12 protein-coding genes are annotated in these 13901 nt (G+C 50.2%); 11 read left to right on the plus strand and 1 reads right to left on the minus strand.

The window, feature by feature from the left end; translation table 11 throughout:
* Positions 1–31 precede the first annotated feature (31 nt).
* Complete coding sequence (locus ACJJIP_RS07180; protein ID WP_444946526.1) at positions 32–1420, plus strand: MFS transporter; 1389 nt, start codon at positions 32–34, stop codon at positions 1418–1420.
* A gap of 14 nt (positions 1421–1434) precedes the next feature.
* On the opposite strand, the gene ACJJIP_RS07185 is transcribed toward ACJJIP_RS07180, so the two are convergent.
* Positions 1435–2343, minus strand: a complete 909-nt coding sequence (locus tag ACJJIP_RS07185; protein WP_282953109.1) for a LysR family transcriptional regulator — start codon at positions 2341–2343, stop codon at positions 1435–1437.
* Positions 2344–2491: 148 nt separating this feature from the next.
* Between ACJJIP_RS07185 and ACJJIP_RS07190 the strand changes: the two genes are divergently transcribed.
* The 10 genes from ACJJIP_RS07190 to ACJJIP_RS07235 all read left to right on the plus strand — a co-directional run bounded on the left by ACJJIP_RS07190 (position 2492) and on the right by ACJJIP_RS07235 (position 13900).
* On the plus strand, positions 2492–3511 hold the full coding sequence (locus ACJJIP_RS07190; RefSeq protein ID WP_444946527.1) for an NADP-dependent oxidoreductase: 1020 nt from the start codon (positions 2492–2494) through the stop codon (positions 3509–3511).
* Between the two features lie 425 nt (positions 3512–3936).
* Positions 3937–4446: a hypothetical protein gene (locus ACJJIP_RS07195; RefSeq protein WP_020413204.1), complete on the plus strand. Its 510-nt coding sequence runs from the start codon at positions 3937–3939 to the stop codon at positions 4444–4446.
* Positions 4447–4448: 2 nt separating this feature from the next.
* Complete coding sequence (locus tag ACJJIP_RS07200; protein ID WP_282953111.1) at positions 4449–6467, plus strand: tetratricopeptide repeat protein; 2019 nt, start codon at positions 4449–4451, stop codon at positions 6465–6467.
* The gene (locus tag ACJJIP_RS07205) at positions 6467–9604 is read left to right on the plus strand and encodes a tetratricopeptide repeat protein (protein ID WP_444946528.1); all 3138 of its coding nucleotides are present in this window, start codon (positions 6467–6469) and stop codon (positions 9602–9604) included. Before ACJJIP_RS07200 ends, ACJJIP_RS07205 begins: the two co-directional genes overlap by 1 nt.
* Positions 9605–9673: 69 nt before the next feature.
* Positions 9674–10258, plus strand: coding sequence for a tetratricopeptide repeat protein (locus ACJJIP_RS07210; protein WP_444946529.1), 585 nt, complete (start codon positions 9674–9676; stop codon positions 10256–10258).
* Positions 10255–10578, plus strand: a complete 324-nt coding sequence (locus ACJJIP_RS07215) for a hypothetical protein (RefSeq protein WP_020413200.1) — start codon at positions 10255–10257, stop codon at positions 10576–10578. Before ACJJIP_RS07210 ends, ACJJIP_RS07215 begins: the two co-directional genes overlap by 4 nt.
* Positions 10579–10647: 69 nt before the next feature.
* Positions 10648–11379: a MotA/TolQ/ExbB proton channel family protein gene (locus ACJJIP_RS07220; RefSeq protein ID WP_020413199.1), complete on the plus strand. Its 732-nt coding sequence runs from the start codon at positions 10648–10650 to the stop codon at positions 11377–11379.
* Positions 11379–11969, plus strand: a complete 591-nt coding sequence (locus tag ACJJIP_RS07225; protein ID WP_444946530.1) for an ExbD/TolR family protein — start codon at positions 11379–11381, stop codon at positions 11967–11969. Before ACJJIP_RS07220 ends, ACJJIP_RS07225 begins: the two co-directional genes overlap by 1 nt.
* Positions 11966–12511 carry an ExbD/TolR family protein gene (locus ACJJIP_RS07230; protein WP_282953116.1) on the plus strand — a complete coding sequence of 182 codons (546 nt, stop codon included), beginning with the start codon at positions 11966–11968 and terminating at the stop codon, positions 12509–12511. The genes ACJJIP_RS07225 and ACJJIP_RS07230 overlap by 4 nt, the downstream gene beginning before the upstream one ends.
* A 9-nt stretch (positions 12512–12520) precedes the next feature.
* Positions 12521–13900, plus strand: a complete 1380-nt coding sequence (locus ACJJIP_RS07235; RefSeq protein WP_444946531.1) for an AgmX/PglI C-terminal domain-containing protein — start codon at positions 12521–12523, stop codon at positions 13898–13900.
* Position 13901 lies beyond the last annotated feature (1 nt).

Consider the following 13901-nt stretch of genomic DNA (forward strand, 5'->3'; position numbering starts at 1 on the left):
TGACTTGAGGTTTTTGGTAAGGCTGCTGTTTATGTCATATTTCCAGATGACGCTCTCGAAGTCTCAGAAATTGGGTTTTATTGCAGTCAACCTCGCTTTATTCCTTGTCACTGTTGATTTCACGGCTTTTTCTCCCGCAATTCCCGCGATTGAACAGGAATTTAATATTGATATCACTACCTCCCAATGGATTATCAATGGCTATGGGCTGATGTTTGGGGTATTGATCGTTACGGGTGGACGTCTTGCTGATATCTATGGGCGCCGTAGGCTATTTTTTATTGGTAGTACTATTTTTCTGTTATTTTCGTTGATCGGGGGCTTATCCTTTAATACGCCAACCTTGCTGATTTCTAGAATTGTTATAGGGGCTGGGGCTGCACTGATGTGGCCATCAATTCTGGGAATTGCCTATACATTGGTGCCACCCAGCAGGGCTGGCCAGGTAGGTGGGTTGGTGATGACGGTATGTGGTTTGGCAAATGCAATAGGGCCAATTCTGGGAGGAACACTGTCTGATCTATGGGGGTGGCGGTGGATTTTCCTGATCAATATACCCCTAACCCTGTTATCTGTATTTCTTTGCTGGAAGTTTGTTCCACAGGATACGCCAACTAAATCATCGGTCAGGGTCGATTATGCCGGTGTAATTATGCTAATGGTGTCAGTGTTTAGTCTTTTGTTTGGTATGTATGTTGCCGCGGAGATCGGGTTCAATCGCTTATATACATTGTATTTTTTCTTCGTTTTTTTTGTTTCTCTTGTGGTCTTTTTGTTTTTGGAAGTAAAGAAAGGCAGGGATGCATTGATTCCCGGTGATGTAATCACTAACGCAAAATTTACAGTGGTGGGTGCCATCAGTTTTGTTACATCGGTTGTTTTCTTTTCAGTGATTCTTTATTTGCCCCAGTATTCCTCTAAAGTGCTCGGATTCTCGGCTCTTGATTCGGGCTTGGCGCTACTGCCACTAATGATTTCCTTCGTCTTTATCTCGTTTTTATCGGGGAGAGTCTATTTAAGTTTGGGGCCGAAACTTATAATTTGTGTGGGGATTTTCCTGATGGGGGCAGGTATGGCATCGCTTTCTGCTGTATCGGGTGAATCACGTTACATAGATGTTGTTCCAGGTTTAGTATTGTTGGGGCTTGGCCTGGGGTTGTTTAACCCTGCTGCAACAACCCTGGTTGTAACAATAGTCGAGCCTGGACGGGAGAGCCTTGCCAGTGCAATCCTGTTTATGTTAAAGGTTGCGGGTGGCGCTTTGGGGCTGGGCCTGAATGCCGTGGTGGTGGCATTTGCTCCAGATATGATCACTGGTATTGGTCGGGCCTTTTTGTTAAATGCATTTTTGGTTTTTGCTAGCTTGATAGTTGGGGTATTTTTTATTGCCAGGGGCACCCCGGAAAGTCGTGTTGAGTAAATTTCTCGATATTTTTACAGCTTGCCCAAATTTGAATATATAAAGTCCACGCAAAGTTTAATTTTGGGGATCTGATATTTGCTGCGTTCATAGAGTAGAAAAATGCCAATGTCCCCTCCGGGACTAACCGATACCTTGCCCTCGGTAGGCACTTCTACCAGCTCGCCAGAGTCTATGTGTTCACAAATACTCCATGAGGGCACACAGAACATACCGCGATGATTTAAAGCGGCAGCCAGTAGGGCTTTGCCATTATTACTGATCAGGTGAGTGGTAAGCTCGATTGGCTCCCAGTAATTGCCGTTGAAATAGTGCCAGTCAATAGGCCCTTTGGGGCCCCGGTACTGCAATGCGTTTGCGGACTCTATGGCTTGCTTGTTTAGGGGAAATTCTTGCTTCAGGGAGCTGAGATATTCAGGTGAAGCGGTTAGTGAGAATTCGTTTTTTGACAAGCGCTTGGCGATAACATGTTCGTCAGGAGCGTAGCCTCCGCGTATAGCGATATCAACCGGGTCCTTACCCAGCTGGGTGAGATCGTCGCTATAGTGCAGGTCAAAGACAATATCCGGATAGCGTTGGGCAAACTGCTCCAGCAGGGGAGTCAGGTGTTGCTCACCATAGGAGGGGAGGCAGCTGATTCGAACAAGTCCACTAGGAGCCTCAAAAGTCTGGCTGACCAGTTCATCAGCTTGTTCCAGTTGGCGAATGGCTTCGCCGATCATGGAGTAGTAGAGTTTCCCCAGTTCAGTCACCTCAACCTGGCGAGTGCTCCGTTGTAGCAATTCAATACCCAGGGAATGCTCCAGATCGCGGACTCTGCGCGAGATGGAGGAAGCTGGTACGTCAAACTCCTCGGCCACGGCAGTGAAACTACATAGTTCTGCTACTCGCTTGAAGTAACGTAACGCCCTGATTTTGTCCATAATTACCTCCCCAAGTGATCATACCGCCCAGTATTTCTCCTTATTGTTGTCAAAAAGACAAAAGACTTCCACCTATTGTCATCTGTTTCCCAAGGTGGGCGGGGGGCACTATCGCTGACATCAAATGAACGGATGACCAGAGATATTTATGAAAGCACTTAAAATAACTCGCTATGGTGATATCAATACGAGCCTGGCTTTTGGTGAGGCGAGTGTGCCGATACCAGGAACAGGTGAAGTATTGATACGAATCCATGCAGCGAGTATCAATCCGATTGACCTGATGGTGATGCGTGGCGACATGAAGGCCGTCAAAAAGCTGGATCTTCCGGTAGGGATTGGTCGCGATCTCAGCGGCGTAGTGGTTTCTGTAGGCGGTGGCGTTACAGCGTACCAGCCCGGCGATGAGGTTTTCGCCCGCGTTGGGGAGGATCATGTGGGAACACTGTCGCATTTCCTGAGCGTGGATGCCTCACACCTGGCGAGAAAGCCAAAAAATCTGACGCATGAGGAGGCTGCCAGCATCCCCTTGGTGAGCCTGACTTCCTACCAGGCCCTGATCCAGGTTGCCGGCCTGAAAAAGGGCGAGAGAGTACTGATTCATGCCGGTTCCGGTGGTATCGGTTCTGTGGCAGTTCAACTCGCCAAGGCCTATGGGGCCTATGTCATTACCACAACAAGTAGCGCCAATGTTGAGTGGGTACGCGAACTGGGCGCGGATCAGGTAATTGATTATAAGAAGGAAAATTACCTGGATCTCCTCTCTGATATTGATGTGGTCTATGACACCCTGGGTGGGCAATACACGCTCGATGCTTTTAAAGTTCTGAAGCGGGGCGGAAGGGTTGTCTCAATCTCCGGTGTATTGGACCCCCAGACGGCGAAGGAATTTGGTATCGGCTGGCTCCTGCGCAAGCTGCTCAGGCTTAAAGCACGTTCTGTAATGAAGGCTGCAAAGGAAAAGACAGCGCTCTACCGGATGGTGATTATGGAGGCAAACGGATCGCAGCTTGAGGAATTGGGCTCCCTTTGTCGGGACAATATTATCAGCCCTGTTATTGATAAGATTTACCCCTTTGAACAGAGCCTTGAGGCGCTTTCATACCTGGAAACCGGTCGTGCGAAAGGCAAGGTTATTGTATCCATGGGGGAGTCAGCTAATGCTTAAGTGGGTAGTAAAGCTCTTAAAATAGATAATTTGATTTGACATCAATACCGCCCCAAAAACAGGGGCGGTCAAGTTAAGGGGTCGGATAAACTCGTACAGTACAAAAGTTTTATTATTGTGGGTTTATCAATAAGTGGTACAATCTTAAGGTAATGCAAGCTGTTTTATAGTAATCAGAGCTTGGCCATCGCATAGATAAAATACGTGATTTTCTTCACACTTTCCTGCCCTGTGCCCCTCTAAAATCGGAAAAATTCCCACCTGTCTGTTTCGCTAGATTTGACTTTCCTCACATCTGCCGATTCCTGTATTCAATACAATGCCGCTGGCTGAAGGGTCCCTGTGTACAGGCATTTCAATGTGGCCCGCAAGGGTCTTCCGCATCGCTGGTTTCATTGTTAAAGGTAGGGTCAGAGGTAGATCACATGTTCAGAATTCTACAGGTAACAATCCTGCTGCTATTGGCAAGCGTGGTTTCTGCGCAAAATGTCAGTCGCGATGATATTCGTGGTCTGGATGAGCAAATCCAGGATGTAAAAAAGGATGTGATCGACCTGACTGCGACTCTCTCGCAGCTGGAAGAGAAACTACTGTTTCCCTCTAACTCACAAGTGGCCTTTTTTGTCTCTGTTGCCGATGAGCATCCCTTTGAGCTGGAATCTGTAGAGGTCAGGCTAAACGGCGAAATTGTTGCGCACCATTTATATACCTATCGCGAAATCGAATCCCTACAAAAAGGTGGCGTGCAAAAATTATATACCGGTAACGTCCAGACTGGCGCGCATCCTTTGCAAGTCCGCTTCATCGGTAAAACACCCTCCGGCCGCGAGTATCGGGCCGAAGCTTCTTACCAGGTAGATAAGGCTGTGGGGCCGAAATTTGTTGAGATCAGCATCTTAGGAGCCGAGTCTGAGATTAACTTCAAGGACTGGTAACCATGTGTACATCTCTGCTGTCGCTACTGCCGGTCCCGGCTAAAGCAATACTGCGAGCTTTGGCGGCCTCCCTGTGTACTTTGCCTATCCTCGTAGGTGTGGTTAATGCCGAAGAGCGTGAGGAACTGCGCGACCTGTTTTTTGGTGCTGCCATGTTTCATGCTCACCAGGAAAACTTTTTTGATGCGATTGTGGCTCTGGATACAGAGCTGGCCCAGTTTTATCGATTGGATCAGCCGGAGCTGGACCCATTCAGTGCGCATCTGGGGCAGGCAGAATTTTCCGTGGGCGACCTGGAGCTTTCCTATCGCATGCATCGGGAGGCTGGGCGCGCAATTGAAGCCGTGCTTAAAGGTAATGTTTCTCAGGCGGTACGCAATGAGGCTGCCTATCGCCTTGCCAAAATTCATTACCACAAGCAGCAACCAGTGAATGCCTTGCATGCTCTGGAAATGATAGAAGGGCGTGTACCCGAGCGTGTGCGTGCGGAAGAACAGTTCTTACGTGCACGGGTATTTATGCAGTTAGGGCGCTTTGATGAAGCGGTGGAATTACTAAAAGACCTGAAGGGGGAAGAATCCCTTGCCGGGTTTATTGAGTTCAACCTCGGAATCGCCCAGTTAAAGTCTGGCGAAGAAACCCGTGGTGTACTGGAACTGACTGCCTTGGGTAAGAAGAGCAGCAGCAAGCCCGCCGCGCAGGCGCTGTATGATAAAACCAATTTATTGCTAGGTTCGCATTTAATGGAGGCCGGTGAATTAGAACTGGCTCGCCCATATTTTGATCGCGTCAATCTCGAAGGACCGTTTTCCAATCGCGCGTTGCTGGGCGCTGGTTGGGTCGAGGCACGTGCCGGTCGCTATGGGAGAGCATTGGTGCCCTGGAAAATGCTGCAAAACCGCAAAGGCACCAATGAATCCGTACATGAAGCCATGCTCGCCGTACCCTATGCCTATGGCAAGCTGGATGTACACAGTACAGCCGCAATTAATTATGGTCGTGCGTTGGACTCATTCGGCAATGAGATTGATACGTTGACCGCTTCGATCAACAGTATCCGAGAAGGCAAGTTCCTTGAGGCATTGCGCCGCAAAGAGGCAACCCAGGTACAGAACTGGGTGGTGGCACTGCGCAACCTGCCTGATGCCCCTGAGACTCATTATCTCCTCGACTTGATGGCATCCAATGACTATCAGGAATTCCTGCGTAACTACCGCGACCTAAACGATCTCTTTGAGCGCAATGAAGAGTGGCTCAAAAGCCTTAGCGCCTACGAAGATATTATCAGTATCCGCAGGGCTTATTACGAACCCCTGCTGCCGCAGCTCGACGAGCAATTTCGCAAGCTGGATGCCCGTATCAAACTACGTATTGAGCAGCGGGATATATTTGCCAGCCGTATTGAACAGATGCTGGTTTCTCGCCGCCCGGAATATCTTGCCACCGCAAATGAGCAGGAGGCACGCCTGGAGTTGATGAAGTTGCATCAACAGATCACAGAGCGTCCGCAGGGCTTCACTGAGGCGACGAGTAGCCGGGTAGAGCGCCTGCAGGGTGTTTTAGATCTTCGCCTTTCCACTGAATATGACCAGCGGCTTACAGAAGCTTATAAACACCTGCAGGAACTCAATATAGAAATTGAAAAGCTACAGGTGGTTTACCAGTCCTATGTGCGTAGCCGCCAGGCGGCCACACATAGTTACACCGGCTACAACAAAGAGATTACCCGCTTGCGTGCGCAGATCCGCAGCAGCCAACAGCGCCTGGAAATGTTGATGGCACGTCAGGGTAGTATGTTGGAGGCTTTGGCAATCCAGGAGTTGGAGCGCCGTCGTACCCAGCTGGAAAGCTATCAAATCAAAGCGAGATTTGCCTTGGCCGACAGCTATGACCGTGCCAATGAATTGCAGGAGCAGCGTGAGGACCAGCTCAAAATTGAGCAGCACCGCGAATCCCTGCCAGAGGAAAATCCTCCCGAACTGGATGCGGAAGTCGAAGTGAGTGATGGAGGGGAAGCCTGATGCCTTGCTTTAATTCCAGTCTGCTGAGTATGACTATTGCGCGTCGATGTGTACTGGCTTCCACTGCTGCACTGATGCTCAATGCCTGTGCCGTGAATAGCGGCAAGACTATTGGCAGCCTGCAAAATGTCGATATTGAAATTAAAGAGGAGTATATCGACGGAAGCCTGGAGAAAGCCCTCGCCAGTTACCAACGTTACCTACAGGAAACGCCTGAATCGAATCTCACCCCGGAGGCGATGCGTCGAATTGCCGACCTGAAAATTAAACAGGCGCACCGGGCTGAGGATGCTGCTATTGATGGAATCGCCAGTGGTGCCGGCGCGGTTAGTACGAGTGGAGCGGTAGTTGCTATAGAAGCAGCGGAAATTTCCGCGGAGAATACCCTTGATGCACCCGCCGAAGTCGCCGCACCGGTTACTCGGGCCCAACAGGTGGCAGGGGAAAACTCAGGTGCGATAGAGTCTGATGATGAATTTGAGGCGCGTGCCAGTGGCAATGTTGAGATTGCCTCAGACAATTCTGCATTGCCACTGCCTGCGGATGATCCCGATGCGCTGATGTCTGCCAATGCCCGGGAAGCAATTAACCTATATCTCGACTTACTTAAAAAATACCCGCTGTACGACCGCAACGACCAGGTGATGTATCAGCTGTCCCGAGCCTATGAAGAGGCGGGACAGATTGAAAATGCAGTGGATGTTTTGCGACAGTTGGTTGCCAAATATCCAGACTCCCGTCACATTGATGAATCCTGGTTCCGCCTGGGAGAGTATTACTTTACCCGTAAGAAATACCTGGATGCTGAGGAAGCCTACGGTAAGGTGATCAATATCGGAGTGGTTTCCAGCTTTTATGAGCTGGCCCTGTACAAGCGCGGTTGGTCCCTGTTCAAGCAGGACATGTACGAGATGGCGTTGGATGATTATATCGCCATGCTCGATTACAAAGTTTCCCAAGGTTATGACTTCGACCAGCAGACCAACGAGGTAGAGCGAAAGCATATCGATGATACCTTCCGTGTGGTGAGCTTGAGCTTCTCTTACCTGGAAGGTCCCGATTCGATTGTCGACTATTTCTCCCGCAAGGGGGCGCGCCAGTACGAGTACCTGGTGTACAGCCATCTGGGCGAATACTACCTGGATAAGCGTCGCTATCAGGACTCGGCAAAATCCTACACTGCTTTTGTTGAGCGTAATCCCCTGCACAAGGTTTCTGCAGATTTCTCTATTCGCGTAATTGAAATCTACGCGAAGGGTGGCTTTCCCAAGCTGGTACTTGAAGCCAAGAAATCCTTTGCCAACACCTATGCCCTCAAAGCTGAATACTGGACAGTATTCGATATCAATGAATACGGAGAGGTGGTCGAGTTCCTGCAGGCAAACCTGATTGACCTCGCCAGCCACTATCATGCGGCTTACCAGAACAAGAAGCTGAAGGATAAAAAGTCCGAGCACTATCGTGAAGCAATTCACTGGTATCGCAGCTACCTGGAATCCTTCCGTGAAACTGAGCGTGCACCGGAGATTAATTACCAGCTGGCCGGCTTGATGCTGGAGAATAGGGATTTCCATAGCTCCGCTTTGGAGTATGAGCGCACAGCTTATGAATATCCGGCCCACAAGGATTCCAGTGAGGCGGGATATGCGGCCGTCTACGCTTACCGCGAACACCTGGCAAATAACCTGAAAGAAGCTTCGGCAGACCAGCGTGCTCCTTTATTACGCGAGATTATCCGTTCATCTCTGACTTTTGCTGATACTTTCCCTGCGCATGGGAAGGCACCGCAGGTGATGTTAGGTGCAGTAGAGGACTTGTATGGCCTCAAGGACTATACCCCCACTATCGAAAACGGCCGATCATTGCTGGAGAAATTCCCGGCGGCGGAACAGGAGATTCGCCGGTCCAGCTGGATGCTTGTAGCACATGCCTCGTTTGATGTTCAGGCGTTTGAGGATGCGGAAGTAGCCTATGGGGAAACCCTGACTCTTACCGCTGCGGATGCTAAAGATCGCGCTGGATTGATCGATAACTTGGCAGCATCGATTTACCAGCAGGGCGATATGGCCCGTACGCAGGAAGATCATGCGGCAGCTGCTGGACACTTCCTGCGTATTCGTACCGCTGCTCCCGGGGCAACCCTGCTGGCTACGGCAGAGTATGATGCCGCCGCTTCCCTGATTATCCTGAAAGACTGGACCCAGGCTGCGACAGTGCTCAACAATTTTCGCACTAACTTCCCTGAGCATGAACTGGCAAAAGACGTAACCAAGAAATTAGCAGTGGTGTACCAGGAGAGTGGTGAATTACTGCTGGCTGCGGCGGAATTTGAGCGTATTGAGCGCGAGTCTGAGGATGAGGAAATCCGCCGCGAAGCCCTGACCCAGGCAGCGGATTTGTACAGTGCAGCAAAAGATAGCAAAAAAGCTCTGGAAGTGTTGCGCCGCTATGTGGGCCTTTTCCCCAACCCCATGGAGCCTGCTCTCGAAACACGGCAGAGAATCGCCGATATCTATAAAGCAGGTGGGAATGAAAAGCTCTATATGAAAGAGCTTCGTGAGATGGTCCGTATTGAATTGCGCGGTGGCTCACAGCGTACTGATCGCACCCGCTACCTTGCAGGTAATGCAGCACTGCAACTTGCCGAGCCGAGTTACGCTGCCTTTACCCAGATAGCCCTGGTGAAGCCCATTGAAAAGAATTTGAACTTGAAGCGCAAGCGGATGAAAGCAGCTATCAGCACTTTCACAGATTTGATTGATTACCAGGTTGCAGATGTCACTGCCGCGGCGACTTATTATCTTGCAGAAATCTATTTGCATTTCAGTCAGTCTCTCAAAGATTCCGAGCGGCCTACTGATTTAAATGCGTTGGAACTGGAGGAATACGAGCTGGCTCTGGAGGATCAGATTTACCCATTTGAGGAAAAGGCGATCTCGGTCCACCAGAAAAATGTCGAGCTTTTGGGGGTAGGTATCTATAACCCCTGGATAGACAGGAGTATCGATAAGCTTGCTGGATTGATGCCGGCCCGGTATGCAAGGGCCGAGGAAGCAGGGCAGTATCTGCAAAGTATTGTACCGCTGCCGCCAGCACCTGAGCAGCTGGGCCCTGGTGAAGCGGTCTCCGGTCAGTAAGGGCAACTGCCGACGCGGTAATAAATAAAAGGTTCAAGCTAGTAGCATTAAGGTGCGGGGCTGAAGGTTATGCATACAAAATTGAGAGTATTTTTTCTACTGGGGCTTGCACTGCTTTTCACAGCCTGTGCGGGCACCCAAACCAAGACGGGAAAAATCTCTGACTATTCCTCGGTGAAGGTTTCGGGCAGTGTTAATAGGGACTTTGAGCGCTCACTGGAATACTTGGCCGAAAAGAGGTACGAGCCTGCTATTGAGCTTTTGCAGTCGGTGGTGGAGCGGGAGCAGCGCCTTCCGGCCCCTTATATCAACCTGGGAATTGCTCACTATCAGGTAGGAAGTGAGAAAGACGCGGAGACAGCTTTTCTGAAGGCTCTCGAGCTGGATACGAAACACCCGGTCGCAACCAATGAATTGGCAGTGCTCTATCGCAAGCAGGGGCGTTTTGCGGATGCGCGGAAAATTTATGTGAATGCATTGGCAGAAAACCCCGAATACCTGCCTTTGATAAAAAATCTCGGCATATTGTGTGATCTCTATCTGCAAGATCTCCAGTGTGCTCTGGCACAATTCCAGCAATATGTACAACTGGAGCCAGAGGACCAGGATGTTTCCATCTGGCTGGCGGATCTTAAGCGGAGAGCGGGCAAGTGATATTGAAGTTTAAATGGATTTTGCTATTGGTTGTCTGTTTCACAACTCTCCCCGCTGCCTTTGCGCAGTCCGGGAGTGAAGAAGAAAATGAGTCCAAGGAAAAGAAAGTGGACTCCAAGATCAAAGAGCTATCGGGTATTTCCATTATCGGTAACAAGGAAGCTCCCAAGTCTCTCTATATTGTCCCCTGGAAAAGTTCCGAAGTCGGTGTCGAAAGCGATCTTGTCTCCAGTCTGATGGATGACAAACTTAAGCCGCTTGACAAGGAAGTTTTCATGCGTGAGTTGGAGTTCTACCAGCTCAGCCTGTCCGGCGATTAACGCCGTCCTTTCTCCGGGTAAGACTGGAGCAGCAACAAATTACTGCAGTATTTCTCAAGAGGGTTTGTAATGGACTTTTTTAACAGCGTCATCGAGTTTTTCCAGACGGGCGGTACTTTTATGTACCCCATTCTTGTCGTTGCCGCTTTGGGCGGCGCCGTAGCGATTGAACGATTTATTCGCCTGCATTATGAGCGCCATACAAACCGTGCCATGTGGGATAAATTACAACCCGTTCTCGCCTCCGGGGATTTTGATCGCGCGCGCAACTTGGTTAAGCAGGATAACTCCAGTGTGAGTAAACTGCTGTCCATGGGTCTGGCACGCCAGGGTGCGGTGCGTCGTCGCGAAGATATCGAGATCGCGATGGAAGAGAGCATGATGGAGATAACACCTCAGCTGGAAAAACGCACACCTTATGTTGCGCTCTTTTCCAATATCGCCACGCTGCTGGGGCTGCTCGGTACCATCATGGGTTTGATCGAAGCCTTTACTGCGGTAGCCAATGCCAACCCGGCGGAAAAAGCTGATTTACTTTCTGCCAGTATTTCCGTAGCGATGAACACCACCGCCTTTGGCCTGATGACCGGTATTCCCCTGTTGATAGTGCACGCACTGCTCAACTCCCTGACCGGTCAAATTATCGATAGCCTGGAAATGGTCTCTGTAAAAGCTTCCAACCTGATTGACAGCTCAACCCGTCGTCGCTTCGAAATGGATGCACCCAAGCCAGAAAAACAGCCTGGCGAGCAATCTGCGAATGAAGTCGAAACCGAAGAATTGCAAACGGAAACTGCATAATGAGAAGGCGGCGTCACGGGAGAGACAAAGAAGCCCCGGAGCTGGACATTACCGCCTTCCTTAACCTGATGGTGGTACTGGTACCTTTCCTACTGGTGTCGGCGGTGTTTTCACGGGTAACAATCCTGGAACTGAATATGCCGAGCGGGGCTGGCGGTGGTGCACCGGATGACCCCACAGTGACCGTGGAAGTAGTGGTGCGAAAGCAGGCTCTGGAAATCAGCGATGGTGAGAAAGTAATTGCGCGTTTCCCTAATTTGAATGCCACTGAAGAAAGCGAGACTGTCCAGCCGGATGTGACTGTAGTGGAAGCCGATGGGCAGAATACGGACCTCGCAGTATTACCGACAGCTGAAGTGTACGACCTGAAAAAACTCACTGAGTTTTTATTGCAGGTGAAAGCCAGCTACCCGGAAAAAACAGACTCCATTTTATTGATGGAGGCGGATATTGCCTATGAGCACCTGGTGGGTGTCATGGATACCGTGCGCGGTGCTGAAGTCCGGGTTGAAGGCAGTGATCCCAATGATCCGTCAGCAGTGGAGAAGGTGATTTTGTTTCCTGATATTTCCATAGGAGATGCGCCGTGAGACATGAAAGCCGACGTATGAAGCGTATGGCTCGCAGCCATAAGCGCAAAAAAACCTCAGGTATGAATCTGACGTCCCTGATGGATGTGTTCACTATCCTGGTATTTTTCCTGTTGACCAATACTTCCAGTAACGAAGCGCTGGAGCCCCCCAAGGTGATTACATTGCCGGATTCGGTGGTTGAGACCAAACCCAGGGAAACCGTAACCCTGATGGTGACTGCAGAGGAGATCCTGGTGGAATCCAAATCTGTTATCGCAACCAGTGAGGTGCTCGAAAGTGAAGAGGTTGTGATTGATGTTATTAAGCAGGCCATGACCGCAGAGCTGGGTAAGGCAATCGGTATAGCCCAGGCCTCTGCCGCAGAAAATGAGGGCGAGGCTGAAATGGAAGGTGAGCAGGGACCGGAACCACCCGAAGTGAATATTCTTGCGGACAGGGGCATTCCGTTCAGTTTGCTGAAAAAGGTGATGTCCAGCTGCACCGAAGCGGGCTACACCAAGGTATCACTGGCGGTAATTCAGAAAGCATCTCAGGGTTAATGGAAGTTTGTGAGTAATTTTCTTCAACAACAGCAGGCGGTCAGCGAGGCGCTTGATACGGTTCGCCAGCGTATGCATCTGCTCGAGGATGAGCAGCGGCAGATCGAAGAGAAGCTGGCTGAATTGCAAGTCGATGGTTCCAAGTACCAGTTGCTCGATGAAATTTCTGAGCGCCTTGGAAAACTCGAAGACATCGGCGCAGGTGAATTGTTTTGGGCTGAGAATTATCGGGCCGATGCTTCCCAGCAGGTTATCGCACGGATTGGGGCGTCAACTCGTACTTATAACGAAAGCCTGGATCAGCTTCATCAGAAGCGTAGGGATATCCTGGATAATATCGAATACTGCAATGAGGAGATCTTTGCCCTTGATGAGCGCGCTGATGAGCTGCGCCGTGAGGAAGAGGAATCCAAGTTTGAATTCGAGATCACCCGTGAATATGAGCAGCCCACTTTTCGCCCGATGGAAATGCCTTGGCATACCAAGGGTGAGGATGAAAAGCGCTTCCGTATTTGTGTATTTGCATCACTGTTTATTGCGGCACTGTTGGGTTATCTGGTTCCTCTATATACCTTGCCTGAACCCGAAACACAGATAGTGGAGATACCCGAGCGCCTGGCCAAATTGGTAATCGAGAAGAAGACCAAACCCAAGCCACCACCTGAGCCAGAAAAAGCCAAGCCCAAGAAAGAGGAGAAAAAACCTGAAACCAAGCCTGAGCAGAAAGTGGCCAAGCAGGATCCGAAACCATCCAAAGTGGAGAAAAAACAAGCGCGTAAGAAAGCTGAGCGTGCGGGTGTTCTCGCCTTTAAGGATAATTTCCAGGATCTTATTCAGGATGACCTGGACAATCGTTTGGGCCAACAAACACAGCTCAGCACTGCAGGTAAGAAGGAAAACCGTAGTCAGCGTTCGCTGATTACTGCAGCGGCAACTGCGGGTAGTGGTGGTATTAATACTTCAGAGCTTAGTCGCAATGTGGGTGGTACTGGATCATCCCTGGGTGGTGTAGCCTTCTCGCGAGTGGAGAGCTCCATTGGCACCGAAGGTGATTTCGCCGGCGAGGACCGACCGCTCAGTGATGGTGTGGGTCCGTCTCGTACCGACGAGGAAATCCAGATTGTCTTCGACCGCTATAAGGCTTCGCTGTATCGCATTTACAACCGTGAACTGCGTAACAATCCCGCCTTGCAGGGTAAGATGGTCTTGAGGATTACCATTGAGCCTGATGGCTCGGTATCCCTTGCGGAAGTGGAGTCCAGCGATATGGATTCGCCTGCACTCAACGCCAAGATTGTAGCGCGGGTGAAGCGATTTAATTTTGGCGAGAAGGCCGGTGTTCCAACGATCACCATTCTTTTCCCAATCGACTTCTTCCCGAACAACTAGG

Source organism: Microbulbifer variabilis, from assembly GCF_052467165.1.